Consider the following 23,817-nt stretch of genomic DNA (forward strand, 5'->3'; position numbering starts at 1 on the left):
ATAATTGAGAATGATTATCATTTCAATACGCTAGTTATGTGAATTAGATAATTTTGATAGGGGTAAGCAGATGGAAAAATTAAGTGATGGGGTTGCTAGAAAAACCTATGAGTTTCTTGGTTACCAAGGAAATACACGCTATGACACGCATTTAAAAAATTTGGGTCTGGTTAAAGGCACAACACTATATATAGTAACAAAAGAAAAAAATCAACCACTAATCATTATGTTTAAGGGAGTACGGCTTGGTTTAGATGTCGATGTAGCACGAGATATGGTTGTTCGCGAGAAAGAGCTCGATAATCAAGTCTCAATGGTATCGCTTAGTCAGTTAGCGGTTGGACAAGTCTCACGTGTGGTTAAGCTACTAGGGACTAGAGAAGTGAAACGTCGCTTATTAGACATGGGATTGACAAAGGGAACTCCGATTGTGATTAAACAAGTTGCACCACTGGGAGACCCAATTGAAATTCGGGTACGTAATTATGATTTAACACTGCGGAAACAGGAAGCGGAGCATATTATGGTTGAAGGAGTCGACTAGCAATGACGCACGAGGTATCGCTAGCTTTAGTTGGTAATCCCAATTGTGGCAAGACCAGTTTATTCAATGAATTGACTGGCTCAAATCACTCTGTTGGTAACTGGCCAGGTGTGACAGTTGAACGTAAAACGGGAATAATTAAGGGGACGGATAATATTGTCTTACAAGATTTACCAGGTATCTATTCAATGTCACCATATTCACCAGAGGAAGTCGTGGCTAGGGATTATCTCATCCAGGATATACCTGATGCTGTTTTAAATATTGTTGACGCGAGCAATTTAGAGCGTAACTTGTATTTAACGTTACAGTTACTTGAAACGGGGCATCCTGTTATTGTTGTCTTAAATATGATGGATGTTGTGAAAAAACAAGGGACTCTACTAAATGACAATCAACTAGGCTATTTATTGGGCGTCCAAACAATTCCAATTAGTGTCACGAAAAATCAAGGATTACAGGAATTGACGCATATAATTAGTAAACGTCGTAGTGGATTTAGTCCCATCGTTAATTATCCGACTTATGACGACCGTCTGGAAGTCGCTTTAGATGAGATTAGTCAGTTAATCGAACCTTATGTGTCAGCTTATCAACTACGTTGGTACAGTATTAAATTATTTGAAAAAGACACACAAGTGATGGAGGTGCTTGAATTACCCCCAGACATTCAGCAAGAAATTGCAGAAATTATTACAATTTCAGAAAAGGTATTTGATGATGATAGTGAGAGTATTATTGTCAATGCACGTTACGAATTCATTGATGATGTGACAGCAATGTGTTTACAACATTCGCCAACTGCGACACAGACGATGAGCGATAAGATTGATCGCGTGGTAACCAATAAATGGCTAGCATTACCCATTTTTGCTATCGTTATGTGGTTTGTCTATTATCTTGCAATTCAGACAGTAGGAGCTTTGGGGACTGATTGGGTTAATGAACGACTATTCGGAGAATATATACCTCACATAACCAGTTATTGGTTAGCCACATGGCAAGTAGCCCCATGGTTACAATCCTTGATTTTAGATGGTATTTTGGCTGGTGTCGGTGCTGTGTTAGGTTTTGTCCCACAGTTAATGGTATTGTTTTTATGTTTATCTTTTTTAGAAGACTGTGGTTACATGAGTCGTATCGCATTTGTGATGGACCGTTTGTTTCGCCGATTTGGTTTATCGGGTAAATCATTTATTCCAATGCTTGTAGCAACTGGATGTGGGGTACCAGGTATTATGGCTAGTCGAACGATTGAAAATGAAAAAGACCGGCGAATGACGATTATGACAACGACATTCATGCCATGCTCTGCTAAGTTACCGATTATTGGTTTGATTTCAGGGGCTTTTTTCCACGCAGCTCGTGGGTTGCTCCGTCTGCCTATTTTTTTGGTATTGGTGCAATTGTATTATCAGGAATTCTTTTGAAAAAAACGGCTTTATTTAGTGGTGAACCAGCGCCATTTATTATGGAGCTTCCAAATTACCATTGGCCGAGATTAAAAAATAGTTTTCGTCAAACTATCGAACGTTCAAAATCATTTGTCAAAAAGGCTGGTACGATTATTTTTGCCTGTTCAGTTTTTATTTGGTTCTTATCATCATTTAATTGGCAATTTAAAATGGTAACAACAGATCAAAGTTTACTGGCCCTTTTAGGGAAAGGATTAGCACCATTATTTGTTCCACTGGGTTGGGGAAATTGGCAAGCGACAGTAGCAACATTAACTGGATTGATTGCTAAAGAAAATGTTGTGGGTACGTTTGGTATTTTGTATGCACATTTACCTGAAATATCTGAGACAGGTAAAGAGTTCTGGCCACTATTTAGCACCAGTTTAACACCAGTCGCTGGCTACTCATTTTTACTGTTTAATTTACTCTGTGCACCGTGTTTTGCTGCTGTTGGTGCGATTAGACGTGAGATGTCAGATTGGCGTTGGACAACTTTGGCGATTAGTTATCAATGTGGATTAGCTTATTTAGTTAGTTTTTTAGTGTATCAATTAGCGAGTGTTTTACTGGGCTATCATAGTTTTAGTTTAGGGACTGGTATCGCTATAACTTTATTAATTGGATTGATAGGCTGGTTAATTTTGCCACAAAAAAAGCCATCAAAGATTTACCAGGGATTAAACTTTACTAGAAAAGAGGAAGAAAGTATGAGTACTATTATTATATCGGTTGTTATTTTTTCGTTAGTAATTTTAGTTGTTTATCGATACGGTATTAAAAAGAAATCAAGTTGCGACTGCTCAGTTACAGATTGTCCAATTAATAAAAAACACTTATAAATATTGAACTTTTATCGTTCCAAAAATTGAATAGACAACAAAAATCACATTATAATTTAATGGATTATCTGACTAGACCATTGCTAATAGCTATCGGATGATATTGACAAATTTTTGTTGTTTTTGTTGTTTTTGTTGTTTTTTGTCGTTTTCACGGACATAATTGATTAATTCAACGGCGAAAAAATGAGTATGCTTAAAGTAGGGGAAGGGGATGACACCTCGACAATAGTAGTATTTGCTAAGTTGTTGCTTTAACCACTTCATTCAGGTTAGAGCAACAACTTAGACATTTTAGCGATACAGGGAGAGATTATTATGACAACTAATTATTTCAATGATAGTCAAAATCAATACCAATCAATGGAAAAGACAACACTAAAATTAATTGGTAACTTTCAAAAAAGTGTAGCATTTAAACAATTAGGTTATTGCGAACAACAATTTTCTGAGGATATTATTGCTAAATTTGCTGAGTATATGTTTGATTATCATTTTCAAAATGTAGTTGAATGGGAAACAATTGCTTTACAAGATGTTTTAGTGACACGTTTTCCGGAAAATATATCTGCACCAAATTATTTTTTAATTGCGTTGAGTCGGTCTTAACGTCATTTTTCTTATATGTTTACGAGTCAGGCCAGTTACCACAAGGCGTTGTTTTAGCCGATTCACTACCAACTTTATGTAAATTAATGCTTGATGTTGTAGCAACTAAGCTAGAATTAACTAAAGAAAATCAATTATTTGCCTTAGCAGATGAATTGGCTATTGATACTGATAATCTATCTGATATTGAGAAACTTTATATGTTTGTAGAACACTTTCGACAACAAGAAATAGCAACCGATAGCCTTTTAAAAACTAGTTAAAAAATTATTGAAAAATAAAATAGCGAGTGTTATAATAGTGCTATCGGGGTTGTTAGCTCAGTTGGTAGAGCAACGGACTCTTAATCCGTGGGTCGCGGGTTCGAACCCCACACAACCCATGAAAAAAGAAATGTTGATATATAGACGTTTATACGGTGTCTATCTATCAGCATTTTTTTGTTATTTTAAGATTAAATGAAAAAAAGTGCTGATGTAAATTTTAGAAGTGAATTGCCAACACTTTTCTATATAAAAATTATAAAGTCTTTATTTTTTTTGGATGGTTATACTATATCCTACTAAATAGCCTGCTTCAATTCCCAGTCCAAACGATAATTAATCGGAGATTGGTAGCCTAATTTCCATGTTTTCTAAATTTATTCCACCAGTTGGTATAATTGATTAACTCATACTGTAATTCAAACAAGGAATCAAAAGGGTGAAATTGAAAAGGACATTAAATATTAAGAAGAATAATTAGAAGCTCACTTTGATTAGTGGCTTTTTTAGCGAGATCAATTTTACTTTTTCCTATTATATGGTTGTTTAGAACGACACCAAAAATATCGATTTTCTTATAGACTAAGAAATACTCGCTACAGGTATTTACTCCCTCATATTATTTTAAATAGCTTAGAAGTCGTTTGTCTGCAGTTATTACCACTCAAAGTGATAGGTGAAAGGTAGAGGTGCTTATTATTCATGTTAGCTCAAAGGCAGTGAACAATCTTCCTATCCTTTTAGTGAATAGCTGATGCAACTGCTATTCGTATTAGGTATGTTGCCGTTTGTGGTAATGGTGAGTAATAAAGCGTATACTTGCAATAGATGCTACGTCACTAATTGGAATATCGCACAGAGAGGAAAATATTATGAAACTAGGTTTTATTAAATCCAGTTTTCCAAATGAGCAAAGAGTATCATTGCTTCCAAAACACATTAAAGATTTTAAGAATGATATTTTTATTGAAACAGGTTTTGGTGACAGCTTAAATATATCGGATGAGGAATATAGAAAAAAAGGAGTTACGATATTAGAAAGAAGCGAGATATTTTTTACGTGTAAAGCTATATTTTCTTTAAAGTTAATACAACCAAGTGATTATGAATACATTCGAAACAATCAAATTATTATAGGTTGGACACATCCTAAGGGGTCAGGAAAGTCTTTTATGATAAATCAGGCTATTCCGAAAAAATTAGTTGTTGTTGATTTAGATAATAAAAGACCTAAAGTATTTTATGATGGAAAAGAATATCTACCAAAATGGATCCCAACAGATTTTATTTATCAAAACAGTTTTTATGCTGGTTATGCTGGTACAATTCATGCTTTAATAAGTTACGGATTGTTTCCGACTCATGAAGAAAAAATAGCGGTGCTAGGTTCTGGAAATGTTTCTCAGGGATCATTTCATGCGATATCCAAATTTTCTGATAACGTAAGAATGTTTTATAGAAAAACAATACCTGAATTTAAAGAGCAAATAGAAAAATTCGATATTATAATTAATGGAATAGATGTTGGCAGTGAAGGGGTGGCTATTGTTACTAAAAAGGAACGAAAAAAAATTAAAGAAGGTTGCTTGATTATTGATGTAGCTGCAGACGTTGGTAATACTATAGAAGATACAGATTTCACTACAATTGATAATCCAATAAGATATGATTCTATAAATAAACATTATTTTTACGCTGTTTCTAATACTCCTACATTAGTTTATAGAAACGTTAGCGAGGTTATTAGTGAAAAATTCAGTAAGTATATATATGCCCCAAAAATTGAAATGTTTTTAGATTTAATTGAGACATAATTTTCAAAATTACAAGTAGTAAATTGAATATATTTTTGCTTGTGGCAAAAAAAATTTTTGAATACGTGATTAACTACATCCTATTTTTAGGGTGTAGTTTTTTATACTTACAGAGTATTGTGATATAAGTTATTAACTGTATAAATATCTAAACTAGGATTCCAAGACGAATGAATTGTAATGGATAGGTTACACTTAGTTGAACAATAAATATATGCCTTCAATAATAATATGATATCCGGTACTTAAAACAGAATTAAAAATAATACCGTTGAGATTAATTCATTTGGATTTTCTAAGAATAATCCTAAAAAAAATGTTATTAATCCAACAAAAAACATTGTTATAGCAAATTTATAGTCGTGATTATGATTGTTTAACATGTATACATCTCCTTTTATTTTATATATGAATAACTGGTCAGGTATATTACGTTGATAATATATAAAAGTTTACTCATGTGTTAGCTTTTATTTTTGTTATTATAATTCAGCTAAAATAGGCAACTAGTAGTTTAAAATACTTTGTTAATGATTAAAGGCACAAAAAAATTCATTTGGTATAAGTAGGCTATCGCACTGAAATTTTCTGAGAAGATTTGTAATGACATATTTGACTAACGAATTGTTTTGGAATTTAAAGAATATACGACATATTTAAATATAGAGACATTAATATCTGAGTATTTTTACTAATATTTAAACAACATAAAATTTAAATTATTTAATTTTAAATGTGCTGAAAAAAAACAGTGGAAATTAACGATTATGAGTCCTTATCGAACCGTTTCTATTATATTTATTTGTTTTTTTACAAATATGCTTATTGTAAACGTTTTTTTAGTGTGATATCATTTGTTTGTCGAAACGTTTCACCGGTAAAATGAAAGGAGGGCTTTACTTTGATTAAGTCAAAGATAGATCGTTTTTTATCACAATGGCAACTGCAATGGATGATTATTCCTGGAATTGCATTCATGATTGTTTTTAATTATATTCCGATATACGGTATTATCATTGCTTTTAAAAATTATACAGTTGTCGATAGTATTTCTTCAGCTGATTGGGTTGGTCTAGAAAACTTTAGAATTATTTTTGAAGACACATTTTTTTGGGAAGCTGTAAGAAATACTTTAGCAATTAGTTTATTAAAATTAGCGCTTGGGTTCTTTTTACCGATTATTTTAGCAGTTATGATTTTTGAGATGAAAGATGGTCGTTTAAAAAAGACAATTCAAACCATTTCTTACATTCCTCACTTTTTCTCTTGGATTGTTTTAGGAGGAATGTTAATTAGTTGGCTATCAACATCAGGCTTTATTAATCAAATTTTAATGTCTGTTGGTCTGATGGATAATGGAGTCAATTATCTATTGGAAGCGGATAAATATTGGTGGATAGCAGTCTTCTCAGATTTGTGGAAAGAGGTCGGTTGGGGAACCATTTTGTATCTAGCCGGAATGTCTAAGATTGATGCTAGTTATTATGAAGCAGCACGTATGGATGGTGCAACTAAATTAACACAAATTAGAAAAATTACCATACCATTACTAACACCAATTATTTCATTAAATTTAATTTTAGCTGTTAGTGGTATTTTAGGGTCGAATTTAGATCAAACGTTAGTCTTAATGAATGCGCAAAACCAAAATCGTTCCGAAGTAATCAACTCATTTGTGTATAAGATGGGGATTACACAAGGAGATTTCTCTTACGCAACAGCCGTTGGTCTAGGTGTATCAGTTATTTCAATCATTTTAGTTTTAGTGACAAATAAAATTACGAAGAAAATGAATAATGGACAATCTGTAATCTTTTAAATAATGGAGGTGAATGTCTATGCATAAAAGAAAAAATGAAAATCGCGTATTCAGTATTATCAACACAGTTTTACTCGTCACATTTGCGTTAATTATTGTTGTCCCAATTTGGAATATTCTTGTTTCCTCTGTCAGTGGCGATTCTGGATTAGGTAGTTCTGGATTAGTATTAATACCGAAAAACTTTACGTTAGAGAATTATCGGAAGGTTTTAGCAGATGATAGTATCCCAAGAGCATTAATGATTTCCGTTTTGAAAACAGTTATCGGAGCATTTACTCATGTCGCATTTTGTGCGATGGTAGCCTATGCTTTGAGTAAGCGTCACCTTGCTGGTCGGAGTATCTATGCAACTATGGGTGTCATTACAATGTATTTTAGTGGTGGGATGATTCCAACTTACTTACTGATTCGATCACTGGGCTTATTAGATTCTTTCTGGGTATATATTATTCCGGCCCTGTTTAGTTATTATGATGTTATTATCTTAATGAATTTCTTCCGTGATGTGCCAGTATCACTTGAAGAATCTGCAAAAATTGATGGTGCTTCAGAATTTATGATTTTTAGAAAGATATATTTACCTTTATCCAAACCAGCATTGGCAACAATTTTATTATTTAATGGCGTGAGTCAGTGGAATGACTTTATGACTACGAAATTATATATTACGAATGAAAAATTGTATCCGCTTCAAATGAAAATATATGAAATTGTCGTTCAATCAAATATGAGCGCCATGAATAGCGGAAGTACCGATGTTGTGTTTGAAGCCACAACGCGTGGTGTACAGTTGGCAACAATTGTGATTACTACATTGCCAATTTTGATTATTTATCCATTGTTACAGAAACATTTTATTGGTGGCATGATGGCGGGAGCCGTAAAAGAATAATATAAAAAGAAAGGTGATTAATAATATGAAAAAGATCGTTTTAGGTTTGTTAACTGCATCACTCGCAGTTACTTTAGCTGCATGTGGAGGAAAAGAAAAAAAGAGGAAGCAAAAGATTTTAGTATTAAAGATCGTTATGAATTAGACGCTAAAACACCTGCTTGGAAATTAGATAAGAAAAAAGAAATGACCGAAATTACATGGTATATCAATGCAGATTGGACAACAATTCCATTTGGAACAGATGCAACCACAAAGAAAATCAAAGAGGATTTGAATATTGATGTTAAGTTTGTATCAGGAGACGATGCTAAATTGAATGCTTTGATTTCTAGTGGTGATTTACCGGACATCGTAACTTTAATGGATAAAGCAAGTCCAGCAGCTTTAAAAGCTGATACTTGGGCACTTCCATTGAATGATTTAGGAAAAAATTATGATCCATATTTACTTGAAACAGTGAATCAAGATACATTTAATTGGTTCTCATTAGATAATGGTAAAACGTATGGTTACCCTAACTACTCAAATACTGCTGAAGATTATGAAAATAACGTTGTCCCAATCAATGATGCATTTGTTATTCGTGAAGATGTGTATGAAAAATTAGGTAAACCTTCAGTTGCGACACCAAAAGAGTTTGTTAAAGTAATGAGTGATATCAAAAAAGAATTTCCAGATATGGTACCTTTTGGATTTACACCAATAGGTGAAGATGGTGGACCTTTCGCTTCTGTTTTACAAGATTTCTTAGGAGTTCCTTTAGAAACAGAATCTGGATCATACAATGATCGTAACTTAGATCCAGAATACAAAGAATGGTTACAAGCAATTAATACTGTTTATCAAGATGGCAATATTACAGATGATAGTTTTACCGATGATGGCCCAACATTTGATGAAAAAATTAAAAAAGGTAATTATGCAGTTGTCTTTTCACGTGGTATCAGTGGTTTAGTTGGTCAATTCCAAGAATTTGAAAATAAAGGTCAATCGAAATATATCGCAATTGACGGCCCAGCTAGTACGTCTGGACGTAGTATTGGTTTGAATCAAACTGGTTTATCTGGTTGGTTAATTAACTATGTAACAAAAAATGCTAAAGATCCTGCTAAAGTGACACAATTATTTACTTATTTAATTAGTGAAGAAGGTCAAATTTTAACTAAATTTGGTATTGAAGGGGAAACATTTAAGTATAATGACGATAAACTAATCGAAATTTTACCAGAAGTAAAAGAATTAGAAAAAAATGATCCTGAAAAATATCGTACAACATATGGTTTAAGTGCATTTAATTACTTTAACCATGATCGTATGAACAAATTAAAAGTCCCTGAAACTATCTCAATTAGTCAAATGCAAGAGTGGGGTAAAGGTAAATTGAAGCCACACTTTATCGTTGAAAAAGTTTCTCCAGATGCAGGAACTAAAGAAGCACGTTCTGAAAAAGCGATGGAAACAAAATTCAATACAACAGTTATTTCACTCGTTCGTGCAAAATCATCTGATGATTTTGAAAAAGTATACCAAGAATTCGTTGATTTCAATAAGAAAAATGATAGTGAGAATGTGTATAAAGCAAAAACTGAAAAAATGAATGAGAATAAAAAGAAATTAAAACTTGACTAGATTAAATACTGATAGAAAGGAGAATGGAAAATAATTTTCCAAACACAAACCTATGAGAAAAGTTTTTGCCATTGATGGCTGGTACTTTAGAATTTTTTCTAAATTAGCTAATTTGATGATATTGAATCTACTTTTTATCCTTTCGGTTATCCCAATAGTGACAGCAGGTATTGGACTAATGAGTTTAATTAAGACGGTTCAAGAGTTACGTCAAGATGAAATGTTGTCGGTTGTAACGGTATATGCACGTAACTTTAAGCAAAATATTATGCGGGGATTGATTTTACTGGGTGTTGAAGTGATTGGATTAGCGATACCTATGAGCATTATTTATCTAAGTTTAATGTACTTACCGTTTTTAGCAACTTTACTTATGATTGTGTTCTCCTTTGTTTTACTGATTTTGAGTAGTTTTCCATTGATTTATTCATTGGAAAACCAAGCCTTAATACCAGCGTTATACCAAACAATTGGTTTTGTGACAACAAAGATAGCTCTCGCAATTGCTATCTTTATTGTTCCATTAGTAGTTGGTTATCTGAGTTTTAAAGTGTCATTGATTTTTCTATTTTTTATGGGAATCTCACTAATCGTTTATGCGCAGTTAAGCTTAATGAGGAGGTAGCGACTGAATGACACAGTTGTATGACTATTGGCAACAACAGTTACAGATTTCAAAACGTTTGCCTTTAGAAATCACATTAGTTGAGCAAACAAGTTTATCTGATGAGAGACTAACTACGTATCAAGTGACCTATACTAGTCTTGGACAAGTAAAAATTACTGGTTGGCTGATAATACCAGCCAATCAAGAAACGTATCCACTAGTAATTGACTATTTGGGTTATATGACACAGTTACAAAATCCAATGGAGTATCAGTCGTGGATAGACCTAGGCATTGGCGTATTAGCAATTGATATGCGAGGGCAAGGTGGTATGACACCTGATATCATGGCTTATGTTACAACACAAGAAAGACAATTACTCGCTAGAGGATGCACGACACCAGATGATTTTTATCTTCGGCGTCTGTATTGGGATGCTTTACGTTTAGTTGATGTGGCGTTTAGTTTGCCACAAGTCGATCAACAAGCTGTTTTTATTCATGGAACGAGTCAGGGTGGTGGGTTAGCTGTTTTCGTAGCGAGTCTAACCCCACATCCAATTCGTTATACTTTTGCGAATGTACCAAGTCATTCTAATATAGAAAATCGAGTGGTAACAGGAACGGGTTCGTATCGAGAAATTAAGCAATTTATTGAAAAGAATCCAATGCTTTTGAACAACGTCTTGGAAACACTCAACTACTTTGATACACAGTTTGTGGCTCAATATTTAACAACACCAATTCTAGTTTCTGTTGGAGTGGCTGACCCAATTTGTCCAAAAGAAGATTTTTATCCGACCTATGGTGCAATCACAGCTCCGAAAGAACTAATTTGTTATCCAGAAACTGGTCATGGTGGTGGAGGTCAAATTCATTTAACAAAAATTTTAATGATGTGTGAAAGGATACTAGGAGGTGACTTACATGACGGAACTGAGAATAGCAACGTATAATGTTCGGGTTGATACTGAAGAAGATGGTAGATGGTCATGGAATTATCGCCAACCATATGTTAGTGATGTCCTTAACTATTACCAATGGGATATCCTAGGATTACAAGAACTATTACCAAATCAATACCAAGATAGCCAACTTGCTAATTATCATGCGATTTATGCTGAACGAGATGGTGATGGTTTAGGTGAAGGTTTGGCTATTTATTATCAGCAAGCTATTTTTGAACAGATTGAAACTGGTCATTTTTGGTTATCTGATACACCGGACAGACCATCGATTCACCCAGAGGCGGGCTGTCGACGCCTAGCAGTTTGGGGGCTATTATATCACCGTGAGAGTCAGAAAACTTTTCTGGTCATTAACACACACTTAGACCATGTGTCATCAACTGCTCGAAAAGCTGGAGTTTCTGTCTTGTTAACACAATTAGCAAAAAAAATTGACAAGTATCCGACCATTTTATTAGGTGACTTTAATGGAGAACTTGATGAGGCATTACATGATGAGTTAAAAAAACGTTTCACTTATCCTCCAGAAGTAGGAGACCAAAGACGTTACGGACCAAAAGGAACATTCCAGGGATTTAATTATGAGATAGCCTGGCAGGAGTTAGAACAAATTGATTTTATTTTATTAAAAAACATTGATTGTCTAACATATGCAACATTGACTGATTCGTGTGATCGACGTTTTCCGTCGGATCATTTTCCAGTAGTAGCAAAAATTAAATTATAAAGTTTAGGGGAGACGACTATAATGAAACAAGAAAATTTACAGGCAATTTTAGCTAAAATGACACCAAAAGAAAAAGTAGATCAATTATTACAATTGTCTGCTGATTTCTATACAGATGATGCCGAGGATCGTACTGGTCCAATGGAGAACTTAGACATTACAGAACAAACAATTAAAAATGCTGGGACTATTTTAGGGGTGTCCGGTGCCCAAAAAACGATTGATATTCAAAAGGAATATATTGAAAATAATCCACACCATATTCCAACTTTGTTTATGGCTGATATTATTCATGGTTTCCGGACAATTTTTCCAATTCCTTTAGCACTTGGTTGTACATGGGATATAGCGGCAGTGAATGAAATGGCTTCTATATCAGCAGTTGAATCAGCTGTCTCTGGATTACATTTAACCTTTTCACCAATGCTTGATTTAGTACGTGATCCACGCTGGGGACGTGTCTTAGAATCAACTGGTGAAGACCCTTATTTAAATAGTGAGTATGCAAAAGCAATGGTTCAAGGTTATCAAGGTGATGATTTAATTGCTGATACACAAAAAGTAGCTGCTTGTGTGAAGCACTTTGCGGCTTATGGTGGTGCTATTGGTGGACGTGATTATAATACAGTTGACGTTTCAGAAACAACTTTACGAGAAAAATACTTGCCAAGTTATCAAGCAGCGATTGATGCTGGAGCAAAAATAGTTATGACGGCATTTAATACTGTTGAGGGTGTTCCTGCAACTGGTAATAAAAAATTATTCCGTCAAATTTTACGTGATGAGTTTAAATTTACAGGGCCAGTAATTTCTGACTGGGGTGCTATCTATGAGCTGGTTAATCACGGAGTAGCTCCAGATGAAAAAGAGGCGGCTCGTTTGGCAATCGAAGCTGGAGTAGATATCGAAATGATGACTACTTGTTATGACAAACATTTGTTGACATTAATTGAAGAAGATTCACACTATATGGAGTTATTAGATGAAGCCGTTCTTAGAATTTTAGAGTTAAAAAATGATTTAGGTCTTTTTGAAAATCCACACCGTGGGGCAAATGTTGAAGACGAAAAACGATTAATTTTATCAGATGAGCACCGTGAATCAGCCCAGAAAATTGCTGAAAAATCAATTGTATTGTTAGAGAATAAAAACGCTTTACCTGTTGATAAATCAACAAAAGTAGCTTTGATTGGTCCTAAGGCGAAAACAGGTGATTTGATGGGTGCATGGTCTTGGCAAGGTAAACAAGATGAGGTCGTAACAATTGCGCAGGGTTTGTTAGCTAAAAGTAATCAAGTTACTGTTTCAACAGGTGATTATGATTTGTTTGATAATAGTCCTGAAAGTATAGAAGATGCATTAATGCTTGCTAAAGCAAATGATGTAGTCGTTTTAGCACTTGGTGAAGCTGATTGGATGAGCGGAGAGGCAGCTAGTCGTAGTGATATTAAATTACCAGCAAGTCAAATTGCTTTATATAAAGCTGTTAAAGATGTGGCGAAGCAAGTTGTCGTAGTGATTATCAGTGGTCGACCATTAGACTTAACGGATATTGCTGATGCTGATGCTATTTTACAAGCTTGGTTCCCTGGAACAGAAGGTGGATCAGCAATTGCAAATGTCTTATATGGTGACGTTAACCCAAGTGGGCGCCTAAGTATGTCCTTCCCGCATTCTGTCGGTCAAGTTCCTGTTTATTACAATACGGAAAATACGGGACGTCCTTATGAATTAAATCCAACTGAAAAATATGTATCGAAATATTTAGATGTGTCAAACTATGCAAAATATCCATTTGGTTTTGGCTTGAGTTATAGCAACGTTACTTATGACGCACTAGAGTTATCTCACCAAACACTTAAAGCAGACGATACATTAGAAGTAACTGTGACTGTGACTAACCATTCTGAACGCCCAGTTATTGAGACTGTTCAATTATATGTTCGCGACTTAGTTGGTATCACATCACGACCATTAAAAGAATTAAAAGGTTTCGCACAAGTTGAGTTAGTTGGTGGTGAAACAAAATCAGTGACAATAGCATTACCAATCAGTCAATTATCTTATGTACATCCTGATTTAACATGGGGCATTGAAGCTGGTGAATGCCATGTGATGGTTGGGCCGAATAGTCGTGATTTAATCTTAACGGAAGCATTCTTTATTGAGTAACGGAGGGTGAGCATGAAGACAATTAATTATACAGGTAAAAATGTAACCATCTCTTTTTTACCATATGGAGATATTAAAGAAATTTTAGCCGAACCGATTTTAATCAATCAATATATTGGAACGGAAATAGATGGTAGTATAAATAATCTTTATTTACGTGTCTATCAAGATGATTCATTTAAAACATATCCATTACTTGGTAAAAATTCAACTAGTACGTGTGAGTTTTATGAATCAAAAGTCTGTTGGTCAGGACAAATTGACGATATTTTTTATCAAGTGACTTTTCGTTTATCAGAACACGATAATTGGTTCTTTACGATTGATTTAATGGGAACTGATAAACAAGTGGATGTAATCTATGGACAAGATTTAGGCTTAGCAGCTAAATCAATTGTTTTAACCAATGAAGCCTATAATTCACAATACATTGACCACTCTGTTTATCAGACAGAAACTGGCTACACTGTTTGTTCAAGACAAAATATGGAACAAGAAGCTGGCTGTTTTCCAATGGTACAGCAAGGTAGTCTAACGAAAACAATTGGTTTTGTAACGGATGGTTATCAATTTTTTGGACGTGAATATCGTGAGGACGGACGTCTTCAAATAGAAAAAGAAAGTAATCTACCTAATGTAGTTTATCAATACGAGATGGCTTATATTGGCCTACAATCAACCAAACTAAGCTTGTCCGAAGATAGCCAGTCAGTTATATTCTATGGAAGTTATATCACTAATCATCCAGAAGCAGTAACGGATCCTATCAAGACTGAAAGAGAACTGATGCAAGATTTTGAACATGTCATGTTATCATCAGCCGGTACAACTCAAACTTTAAGTCGACCCGGTTCAACACATATTGAATTATTATCAGGTCGAGAATTAACGGATAGTGAGATAGAAACCTTATTTCCAAAGCGTAAATTAGAAGAAATTAAAGCAGGTAAGCTATTATCTTTCTTTGATGCTCAAGATTATCACATCGTTTTAAAGGCGAAAGAAATCTTGATGGAACGTTCTCATGGTCACATTATTTTGAGTGGAGAAGAAGAAACGATTGACCGTCCTGTTCTTGCATCGACAGTTTACATGAATGGTCTATTTAATGCACAAATTGTCTATGGCAATACGACAATGAATAAATTTATTAGTAATAGTCGCAATCCATTAAATTGTTTGAAAAAATCGGGTCAACGGTTGTATATTAAGCGTCATAATGAGTGGCAACTATTAGGTATGCCTTCTGCTTTTAAAATGGGATTCAATTTTGCGACTTGGTATTACCAATTATCAGATGATTTAATCAGTGTAACTAGTTATACGACACCTAATTCGCGAATGCTCAAATTTACTGTGACAAGTCATAATAAAGTGCACTATGATTGGGTAACAACCTTTGATGTTGTAATGAATGATATCGAGCACACTGATAGTGTCAAAATGATGAAAAATGGTCCATTGATTAGTTTTGAGCCGACTGAACAGGCTGCTAGTTACAATAAATATCCTGGATTAAGATATGACATTAAATTAAAAACACCGTTTTATTTAGTTTCAATGGAAGATTTTTTTGGTGTGACAGATACGGATAATTTGATTGGCCTCGGTTTTACTGAGACAGATACAGTCGAGTTAACGATTAATGGGACGCTTTCTGCTGAACCGTTTGAAGAAGATCATGTGTCATTAAGTGAGGCAAGTCAGTCATATGATACTTATATTGCCAATTTATCGAATCATTTTCATTTAGAGCATATCAATCAAGCTAAAGTGGATAAAGTGAATAGTTTGGTTAAGTGGTACACCCATAATATGTTAGTTCATTATTTATCACCTCATGGCTTAGAGCAATATGGTGGTGCTGCTTGGGGGACTAGAGATGTGTGTCAAGGGCCGGTTGAGTATTTCTTTGCAATGGAAAAACCGGAAGTCGTACGCTCAATTTTATTAACGCTATATGCGCATCAATTTGAAGATGATGGTAATTGGCCACAGTGGTTTATGTTTGATCGTTATGAAGAAATCAAAGCAGCTGAGAGTCATGGAGATATTATTGTCTGGCCATTAAAAGTTATTAGTGACTATTTACATATGACGAAAGACTACAGTGTTTTAGAGGAATTACTACCCTATGCAAATCGACAAACGGGGAAACAAAGCGCTGAAAAAGAAAGTTTACTAGAACATATTGAAAAACAAATTAGTTATCTAACAAGCCATTTCTTACCGGGAACTTATTTATCTAGTTATGGTGATGGCGATTGGGACGACACGTTACAACCTGCTGACCAAACGTTGAAGAAAAATATGGCAAGTAGCTGGACAGTTGCTTTAACCTATCAAACATTACGGAATTTTTCACAGATTATGGTTGACTATGCTCAAGATATTTCTCAGCGTATGAATGAAATAGCTCAAGGAATCAAACATGATTTTCATCAATACATGATTCAGGATGGCGTTATTTCAGGATTTATTTTAGATAATGGTAATCAAACATACGAAGCAATTGTTCATCCTAACGATCAGCGAACAGGTATCAACTATCGTTTATTACCGATGACACGAAGTATGATTGCAGAATTGATTAGCCCAGAAGAAGTTGTTAAACATTATGATTTAATTCAGACACATTTAACGTTTCCAGATGCAACACGTTTAATGGATCAACCAGCACATTATGCAGGTGGTGTTAGTCGTAATTTTAAACGAGCTGAACAAGCAGCGAATCTTGGTCGTGAAGTAGGTCTAGCTTATATTCATGCGCATATTCGTTACGTTGAGGCTATGGCTAAAATTGGTAAGACAGAAGAAACTTGGTCAAACTTAGAGAAGATTAATCCAATCGGCTTGACTGAATTAATTGAACATGCAAGTTTAAGACAAGCGAATGCGTATTTTAGTAGTTCAGATGGTGCGTTTAATACACGTTATGATGCTCAAAATCAATTTAATCAATTAAAAACAGGTGAAATCGAAGTCAAAGGTGGTTGGCGTATTTACTCTAGTGGCCCAGGTATTTATTTACACCAACTAATAAGTCAAGTTTTAGGAATCCGTGAGGACTATGAGTCAATGATTTTTGATCCAGTGCTACCTTCAGAACTGGATGGATTATTATTAACGTATCAATTGGGTAAGCGGAAATTAAATATTCGTTATCATTTAACTAATACTGTCCATAAACTATTAATTAATGGTAAACTGGTAGAAACAAAACATAACAGTAATCAGTATCGTCAGGCCGGTTTAGTTGTATCAAAAGAACAGTTTAATCAATGGACAAAAGAAGGAGAAAACGAAATCGAAATATTTATTGGAGAGATGTAAATGGTTGGTATCAGAGATATTGCAAAAGAGGCAGGGGTATCAATTTCAACGGTGTCTTATGCATTAAATGGAAGTGATAAGGTAACGGAAGAAACACGACAGCGAATTGAAAAAATTGCAAAAGAGATGAACTATGTACCAAATATGGCTGCCAAAGCTTTAAAACGCCGTGAAACGAAAATTATTGGTGTTTATCTAGCTGATTACTCTGGTAGTTTTTATGGTGAATTATTAGATGGTATTAAGTACGGTTTAGAATCGTATGACTATGAGATGATTGTTTGTAGTGGTAAACGGTCACATTTATTTATTCCTGAACGAATGGTAGATGGTGTGATTATTCTAGATTGGACATTTGATACAGCTGAGATTGAGAAATACGGTAAAGCAGGTTACAAGTTAGTGACGCTTGACCGTGAAGTATCAGGTGATAATTTAGGTCATGTGCTACTGGATAATATGGGGGGAGCGACTTTAGCTATTGAAAAACTTGTCGAAAAACCAGCTAAAGCAACCTACTTAGTAACGGGACCTGAGAATTCTTATGATAGTCGTAAGCGCTTAGAAGCTGCTGAAAAAGAACTAGTTCGCTATGGTATTGACTATCAGATTTATATTGGTGATTTTAATGCTCAATCGGGCAATCGGATTGCTGAAAAAATTTATCGAACGACGGAAGTATATCCTATTTCAATTTTTTCCTTCAATGATGAGATGGTTATTGGAATGTATGACTTTTTTAAAGGGACAGATTTAGTTATTGGTCGTGACGTCAATATCATTGGATTTGATAATGCTGATTACAGTACTATTGTATCACCAACAATTGCGACCATTGGATTTTCAAAAAAACGTTGGGGTATGTTAAGCGTTGAAAAACTAATGCAACTAATTAATGGTGAAAGTATCACAAATAGTCTCATCTATACGAGTTATATCAGCGGAGAATCTTTTCCAGAATAAAAAACATTCTAAAGTTTAGCAAAATTGCTCAAACTTTAGAATGTTTTTTAGGCAATATATTACCATAAAACGTTAGTTTATTGTAATATTGTTGGATAAAAAAGTAGAGACGAGTCCCTACTTATTTGTAGATACAAGATAAAGTTATGTAAGGGAAGGGGAAACTAAACAGGTATCTACAGAATAGCCGAATAAATTAAATTAATAACTTATACTATTATAATAAATTAAATTACTTAAAATAACAATAAAAAGATATAGAAAAATAAAATATTTTTTTGTTTATTAATAAAAATGTGGATAAAATAAGCTTGTGTAGCGTTTTCATTTTTTGCTTATCGATACGCAAAAAAAAGAGTAAATGACAGTAAACTAAGTAATAGTAAGTAGGGATTTGGTAAATAGTGTTTTAAGATAGAAAAATAATGTATAATAGAAGGGATACTTATCAAATGATAAGAGTGAACAATAGGAGGACAGCCAACATGAAAAAAATATTAGTTGTTGACGACGAAAAACCAATCTCAGATATTGTTAAGTTTAATTTAACAAAAGAAGGATATGAGGTTTATACAGCATTTGACGGTGAAGAAGCTGTTGAAATGGTAACAGAAGTGGAACCAGACTTGATTTTACTTGATTTAATGTTACCTAAAAAAGATGGCCTAGAAGTTTGTCGTGAAGTTCGAAAAAATTATGATATGCCAATCATTATGGTGACAGCAAAAGATTCTGAAATAGATAAAGTATTAGGATTAGAATTAGGTGCCGATGATTATGTGACAAAGCCGTTTTCAAACCGTGAACTCGTTGCACGGGTTAAGGCTAACTTACGCCGACAAGGACAACCAAAGCAAAAACCAGAAGAAGAAGAAACCAATGAATTAAGTGTTGGTGCGTTAACAATTCACCCAGATGCTTATATTGTCTCAAAACGGGGTGAAACCATTGAATTAACACATCGTGAGTTCGAGTTATTGCATTATTTGGCTAAACACATTGGACAAGTAATGACGCGTGAGCACTTATTACAAACTGTTTGGGGGTATGATTATTTTGGTGACGTTCGGACGGTTGATGTAACGGTACGTCGATTACGTGAAAAAATTGAAGATAATCCTAGTCATCCAACATGGTTAGTGACACGTCGTGGTGTCGGTTATTATTTAAGAAATCCTGAACAAGATTAGGAGTAAGTCATCTATGAACAAAAGAATTCGCTTTTTTGCTTCTGTTCATTTTAAAATTGCACTAGTTTTTGTTTTGCTGTTGATGATTTCAGTTGAAATTATTGGTGCAATTTTTATTCGTGAGTTAGAGGCGACAACGACAAAGACTTTTGAAGAAAATATTACCTCTCAAGTTGAGACATTAGCGACGAACATTAGCGGTGAATTAATGAAATATCAAGAAGATAATAAGGACTCAACATTGAAACGAACGTTAGCTGAATTTTCTAAAAGCGATATTTTAGAAGCGCGTCTGGTTGATGATAAAGGCGTCGTGATTGTGACGAGTGACCCTAATTTACAAGATGATGTTGGAAAGAAAAATGATTTTGAATTGTTTAATACTTTTTCGCAACGTAAAGAGGAACAAACAGATCCAGACACTGGTCGCCGAGTATTGGTTAATATCCAACAGATTTATTCGCCAACTGGTGATGCAGTGATTGGTTTTATTTATGTCAAAAGTGATATTGAAAGTAAGTATCAGCAAGTCAATGATATCGCATTAATCTTTTTCTATGCGTCGATGATTGCACTCGTCTTTTCCTTAATCATTGCTTTGTTAGTTGCTAGGACTATCACCAAACCAATTGGAGAGATGAAGCAACAAGCGGAACGAATTGCAAATGGAGACTATTCACATAAAGTTGAAGTTTATGGAAAAGATGAACTTGGTCAGTTGGGTGAAACCTTTAATGAATTGTCCGCTAGAATTGAAGAAGCACAAGAAATTACTGAAGCCGAACGGCGACGTTTGGATAGCGTGTTGTCACATATGACAGATGGCGTTATCGGAACTGATCGCAGGGGGCATCTAATCTTAATTAATGAAACAGCACTTGAGTTATTGGATTTAACTAACGAAGAAGCGCTTGGAATGTCAATTTTAGACATTTTAAAATTAGATGAAAGTTATACTTTTCGAACATTACTTGAGCAACAAGAAAGTATTTTGATTGATTTGACTACATCTACTGATCAAACGCTTTTAGTCCAAGCAGAATTTTCAATGATTCGTCGTGAATCTGGTTTTATCAGTGGATTAGTGTGTGTGCTGCATGATGTAACTGAAAAACAACGTGATGAGGAAGAACGACGTCAATTTGTATCGAATGTTTCACACGAATTGCGGACACCTCTAACAAGTATGCGTAGCTATTTAGAAGCTCTTTCAGATGGTGCTTGGCAAGATCCCGAAATCGCACCACAGTTTTTAAAAGTGACACAGGAAGAAACCAGTCGAATGATTCGTATGATTAATGATTTGCTGCAACTTTCGCGGATGGATAATAACAAAGTCGAATTGAAAAAAGAATTAGTCAATTTGAATGAATTATTTAATTATGTACTAGACCGTTTTGATATGGTAGTTAAAGATAATGATAATAATTATAGTATTAAACGTGAATTTACTAAACGAACAATATGGGTAGAAATTGATACAGATCGGATGATTCAAGTCTTGGATAATATCTTGAATAATGCAATCAAGTATTCTCCAGATGGTGGCATGATTACATGTCGTCTCTTGGAAACTCATAAAAATGTCATCGTGAGTATTTCGGATGAAGGACTAGGAATCCCCAAACAGAATTTAGGTCGAGTTTTTGACCGTTTTTATCGTGTAGATAAAGCACGATCACGTGCGATGGGTGGTTCTGGTTTAGGCTTGGCAATTTCACGTGAATCAGTACAGGCGCATGGTGGTAGTATCTGGGCTGAAAGTGAAGAGGGCAAAGGCTCAACCTTTTTCATCTCATTACCCTATGAACCTTATGAGGAGGACCTTTGGGAATGAAATCAGTTGGAGATAAATTGATTAAAGTTAGTCTAATTTTCATGATTTTACTAAGTTTGGTGTTATCATGGAAAATTTGGACAAAACCTTCCAATCATAGATTAGAGGACGCCAATCATAAGGCAAATGATATTATTCAAAAGAAAAAAGTGACAGATGTTTACGTGCCAACTAAGCTTTTTTATCGAAAAGATAAGACAGTCACTATGTATACTAATCGTGAGTCGCTAATTAGCAATATTCAGCAAGAGTTAACTCAGTTAGGGTTTAAAGATGGTCATTCACTAAATCGGACAGAGATTAATCAATTAATAGCGACACCTTTTCGAAATATTGACTTAAGTTTCCCGACAGAGCTACCAATTGGATTTTATTTAGAAAATTATCAGCTAGATGTACGAGAATCAACAAATGTTGATCACTTAAAATTTAGTCGTATTGTTATTGATTTAGATAATCATAAGTTATATTTTGCTAATCGTAATAAAGAAATGCTTGCTGCATTTACTATTGATGGTGATTTAAGTAAATTTGATAAATTACTGGATGATAAACAAACCAATTATTATGACGTGGAAATGACAAAAAATAATTTAGCTGATGTTTATTATTTAACCAAAGAGTCAAAACTAAAAACTTATAGTTACATAGTAGCTACCCAATCATTTACGACTTTTTCGAAAGCTTTTTTCTATCAATCAGAAGATTTGTTTTCAAGTGAAGGCGGAGACGATGTCAATTTATCAAATGGTGAAGGTGAATCGTTGACTATTCAATCAAGAAATGGTGAAGTTAATTATTTTGGCAAGCTACAAAATACGTCAAATGATTTATATTCTAATACATTTCGCTATGTTGAAAATTTGGGTAGTACACTAGGCACAATCCGTTATTTTGATAATACAGGAAGCGATATAACTTATCGTAATTATGTTGAAGGATTTCCGGTTTTTGGAGAAGATTTTAAAGGAACTCTAGATATTACGGTTCAAAATCAAAAAAATGTACATATTGCAACCAATCAAGAGACCATTCAAATACCTATTCCTTCAGAGGAGACGGTTAGTTTGCCACCAACTCAACAAATGATTGATGAGTTGGAATCTTTAGGTATAGACAAGGGGAAAATTAAGGACATTCAAATTGGCTACGAATGGCAATCAAATTCAGATACTAGACAAGTGGTCGATTTAGTGCCTAAGTGGTATTTGAAATATGATGGAGAGTGGCAATCAAGTGAGCAAGTGAAAAGATTGTTACAAGCTAAAGAACCGTTTAGAGAAGGGAGAGATGACTAATGGATTTTAAGCGTGTTGAAGGAATCTTTTTAGTTGTTTTTTTCTTGATGAATATTTTTTTGTTTTATACTTATCAAGAAACCCGAATACCTAATCAACCACTAACGGCTGGGACAATCTCTGAGCATATCGAAGAACGATTGAAACAAGATGAAATTACGGCGCCAACTAATCTATCTGAAGAAATTAAGGAAGGTTATTATCTAGCTGCTAGCGACGTTAATTTAGCAGAACAAGCAAGAAAACAACTAAAGAATCAAGAGTGGGCAATTACTAATTCTGTTTTACACAGCACATTTATGAGTAATAGTGAAGTCAATATATTAGAAAAAGTGGATGTAAATAGTTTAGAACACTTTATTCTCAATCCTGAAAATGTCATTAATGGTAAGGCATATGTATTTGATCAGTCACGGAGTAAAGACAAAAATAAATTTGTCTTTACGCAAGAATGGGAAGGAATTCCCTTCTTAGATGATACATCGATTCTTAGCGTGACAGTCGATCAAAGTCAAGCAGGAATAACTTTTGTTGAAAGTTATGACCAAAATATGTTATCATCCGATATTGAACCACTACGGGAAAAACAATCGTTAATTTCTGAGCGAGATGCGGTTATTAGTTTGTATACAAATAATCGTTTGCCAGTTAATTCTAAAATTAGCCGCATTCAATTGGGTTATTCTAAAATTTTTACGGTTCGAGAAAAGGGTATCTATATCCCAACATGGTTTATAGAAGTTAATAATAATAAAAATAATTCGCAAATTGAACGTGTAAATGCTTTTACAAGTGCCATTATTACGTCAAATGTGTCTGAAGTTAAAAATTAAGTGGTTAGTTATGAGAAG

General features: G+C 34.3%; 17 protein-coding genes, 1 tRNA gene and 2 pseudogenes. 19 read left to right on the top strand and 1 reads right to left on the bottom strand.

Annotation, left to right across the window (positions count from 1 at the left end):
* Positions 1–70 precede the first annotated feature (70 nt).
* The 5 genes and pseudogenes from BW732_RS08575 to BW732_RS08590 all read left to right on the top strand — a co-directional run bounded on the left by BW732_RS08575 (position 71) and on the right by BW732_RS08590 (position 3,831).
* Entirely contained in the window at positions 71–544 is a 474-nt protein-coding gene (locus BW732_RS08575; protein ID WP_077276362.1) for a FeoA family protein, read from the top strand.
* 2 nt (positions 545–546) lie between these two features.
* Positions 547–2,666, top strand: a pseudogene (feoB, locus tag BW732_RS08580) (ferrous iron transport protein B); the annotation flags it as partial.
* Positions 2,667–3,158: 492 nt separating this feature from the next.
* Positions 3,159–3,449 (top strand): hypothetical protein, encoded by a 291-nt coding sequence (locus BW732_RS08585; protein ID WP_077276363.1) that lies wholly within the window; start codon positions 3,159–3,161, stop codon positions 3,447–3,449.
* Positions 3,450–3,535: 86 nt separating this feature from the next.
* Positions 3,536–3,712, top strand: a complete 177-nt coding sequence (locus tag BW732_RS11430) for a hypothetical protein (RefSeq protein ID WP_161485544.1) — start codon at positions 3,536–3,538, stop codon at positions 3,710–3,712.
* Positions 3,713–3,758: 46 nt separating this feature from the next.
* Positions 3,759–3,831 (top strand) — tRNA-Lys (locus BW732_RS08590).
* Between the two features lie 236 nt (positions 3,832–4,067).
* Here BW732_RS08590 and BW732_RS11855 read toward each other — a convergent pair.
* The gene (locus BW732_RS11855; protein ID WP_472579307.1) at positions 4,068–4,139 is read right to left on the bottom strand and encodes a hypothetical protein; all 72 of its coding nucleotides are present in this window, start codon (positions 4,137–4,139) and stop codon (positions 4,068–4,070) included.
* A 445-nt stretch (positions 4,140–4,584) separates the two neighbouring features.
* Between BW732_RS11855 and BW732_RS08595 the strand changes: the two genes are divergently transcribed.
* The 14 genes and pseudogenes from BW732_RS08595 (at position 4,585) to BW732_RS08660 (ending at position 23,799) form a co-directional block, all read left to right on the top strand.
* Entirely contained in the window at positions 4,585–5,526 is a 942-nt protein-coding gene (locus BW732_RS08595) for a Rossmann-fold NAD(P)-binding domain-containing protein (protein WP_077276364.1), read from the top strand.
* A 952-nt stretch (positions 5,527–6,478) separates the two neighbouring features.
* On the top strand, positions 6,479–7,345 hold the full coding sequence (locus tag BW732_RS08600) for an ABC transporter permease (protein ID WP_077276897.1): 867 nt from the start codon (positions 6,479–6,481) through the stop codon (positions 7,343–7,345).
* 19 nt (positions 7,346–7,364) lie between these two features.
* Positions 7,365–8,240, top strand: a complete 876-nt coding sequence (locus tag BW732_RS08605) for a carbohydrate ABC transporter permease (protein ID WP_077276365.1) — start codon at positions 7,365–7,367, stop codon at positions 8,238–8,240.
* 25 nt (positions 8,241–8,265) lie between these two features.
* Positions 8,266–9,872 (top strand): annotated as a pseudogene (locus BW732_RS08610) (type 2 periplasmic-binding domain-containing protein).
* Positions 9,873–10,050: 178 nt separating this feature from the next.
* The gene (locus tag BW732_RS08615) at positions 10,051–10,497 is read left to right on the top strand and encodes a hypothetical protein (protein ID WP_126844127.1); all 447 of its coding nucleotides are present in this window, start codon (positions 10,051–10,053) and stop codon (positions 10,495–10,497) included.
* A gap of 7 nt (positions 10,498–10,504) precedes the next feature.
* The gene (locus tag BW732_RS08620; RefSeq protein WP_077276367.1) at positions 10,505–11,434 is read left to right on the top strand and encodes an acetylxylan esterase; all 930 of its coding nucleotides are present in this window, start codon (positions 10,505–10,507) and stop codon (positions 11,432–11,434) included.
* Positions 11,406–12,173: an endonuclease/exonuclease/phosphatase family protein gene (locus tag BW732_RS08625; protein ID WP_228414929.1), complete on the top strand. Its 768-nt coding sequence runs from the start codon at positions 11,406–11,408 to the stop codon at positions 12,171–12,173. Before BW732_RS08620 ends, BW732_RS08625 begins: the two co-directional genes overlap by 29 nt.
* Before the next feature lie 21 nt (positions 12,174–12,194).
* Positions 12,195–14,345, top strand: coding sequence for a glycoside hydrolase family 3 N-terminal domain-containing protein (locus BW732_RS08630; RefSeq protein WP_077276368.1), 2,151 nt, complete (start codon positions 12,195–12,197; stop codon positions 14,343–14,345).
* A gap of 12 nt (positions 14,346–14,357) precedes the next feature.
* The gene (locus tag BW732_RS08635; protein WP_077276369.1) at positions 14,358–17,678 is read left to right on the top strand and encodes a GH36-type glycosyl hydrolase domain-containing protein; all 3,321 of its coding nucleotides are present in this window, start codon (positions 14,358–14,360) and stop codon (positions 17,676–17,678) included.
* Positions 17,679–18,641 (top strand): LacI family DNA-binding transcriptional regulator, encoded by a 963-nt coding sequence (locus BW732_RS08640; RefSeq protein ID WP_077276370.1) that lies wholly within the window; start codon positions 17,679–17,681, stop codon positions 18,639–18,641. It begins immediately after the preceding gene.
* Positions 18,642–19,126: 485 nt separating this feature from the next.
* Entirely contained in the window at positions 19,127–19,831 is a 705-nt protein-coding gene (yycF, locus tag BW732_RS08645; protein ID WP_077276371.1) for a response regulator YycF, read from the top strand.
* Between the two features lie 13 nt (positions 19,832–19,844).
* Positions 19,845–21,668: a cell wall metabolism sensor histidine kinase WalK gene (gene walK / locus BW732_RS08650; protein WP_077276372.1), complete on the top strand. Its 1,824-nt coding sequence runs from the start codon at positions 19,845–19,847 to the stop codon at positions 21,666–21,668.
* On the top strand, positions 21,665–22,966 hold the full coding sequence (locus tag BW732_RS08655) for a YycH family regulatory protein (RefSeq protein ID WP_077276373.1): 1,302 nt from the start codon (positions 21,665–21,667) through the stop codon (positions 22,964–22,966). The genes walK and BW732_RS08655 overlap by 4 nt, the downstream gene beginning before the upstream one ends.
* The gene (locus tag BW732_RS08660) at positions 22,966–23,799 is read left to right on the top strand and encodes a two-component system regulatory protein YycI (protein ID WP_077276374.1); all 834 of its coding nucleotides are present in this window, start codon (positions 22,966–22,968) and stop codon (positions 23,797–23,799) included. The genes BW732_RS08655 and BW732_RS08660 overlap by 1 nt, the downstream gene beginning before the upstream one ends.
* Positions 23,800–23,817: the final 18 nt, after the last annotated feature.

Source organism: Vagococcus penaei (assembly GCF_001998885.1).
Taxonomy (GTDB): domain Bacteria; phylum Bacillota; class Bacilli; order Lactobacillales; family Vagococcaceae; genus Vagococcus; species Vagococcus penaei.

Excerpts from the sequence above, each read along its gene's own strand:
- yycF (WP_077276371.1), top strand. The coding sequence starts at position 19,127 with ATGAAAAAAATATTAGTTGTTGACGACGAAAAACCAATCTCAGATATT.
- BW732_RS11430 (WP_161485544.1), top strand. The coding sequence starts at position 3,536 with ATGCTTGATGTTGTAGCAACTAAGCTAGAATTAACTAAAGAAAATCAA.
- BW732_RS08660 (WP_077276374.1), top strand. The coding sequence starts at position 22,966 with ATGGATTTTAAGCGTGTTGAAGGAATCTTTTTAGTTGTTTTTTTCTTG.
- BW732_RS08605 (WP_077276365.1), top strand. The coding sequence starts at position 7,365 with ATGCATAAAAGAAAAAATGAAAATCGCGTATTCAGTATTATCAACACA.
- BW732_RS08585 (WP_077276363.1), top strand. The coding sequence starts at position 3,159 with ATGACAACTAATTATTTCAATGATAGTCAAAATCAATACCAATCAATG.
- BW732_RS08630 (WP_077276368.1), top strand. The coding sequence starts at position 12,195 with ATGAAACAAGAAAATTTACAGGCAATTTTAGCTAAAATGACACCAAAA.
- BW732_RS08595 (WP_077276364.1), top strand. The coding sequence starts at position 4,585 with ATGAAACTAGGTTTTATTAAATCCAGTTTTCCAAATGAGCAAAGAGTA.
- BW732_RS08620 (WP_077276367.1), top strand. The coding sequence starts at position 10,505 with ATGACACAGTTGTATGACTATTGGCAACAACAGTTACAGATTTCAAAA.
- BW732_RS08615 (WP_126844127.1), top strand. The coding sequence starts at position 10,051 with ATGAGTTTAATTAAGACGGTTCAAGAGTTACGTCAAGATGAAATGTTG.
- BW732_RS08625 (WP_228414929.1), top strand. The coding sequence starts at position 11,406 with ATGACGGAACTGAGAATAGCAACGTATAATGTTCGGGTTGATACTGAA.
- BW732_RS08575 (WP_077276362.1), top strand. The coding sequence starts at position 71 with ATGGAAAAATTAAGTGATGGGGTTGCTAGAAAAACCTATGAGTTTCTT.
- BW732_RS08640 (WP_077276370.1), top strand. The coding sequence starts at position 17,679 with ATGGTTGGTATCAGAGATATTGCAAAAGAGGCAGGGGTATCAATTTCA.
- walK (WP_077276372.1), top strand. The coding sequence starts at position 19,845 with ATGAACAAAAGAATTCGCTTTTTTGCTTCTGTTCATTTTAAAATTGCA.
- BW732_RS08635 (WP_077276369.1), top strand. The coding sequence starts at position 14,358 with ATGAAGACAATTAATTATACAGGTAAAAATGTAACCATCTCTTTTTTA.
- BW732_RS08655 (WP_077276373.1), top strand. The coding sequence starts at position 21,665 with ATGAAATCAGTTGGAGATAAATTGATTAAAGTTAGTCTAATTTTCATG.
- BW732_RS08600 (WP_077276897.1), top strand. The coding sequence starts at position 6,479 with ATGATTATTCCTGGAATTGCATTCATGATTGTTTTTAATTATATTCCG.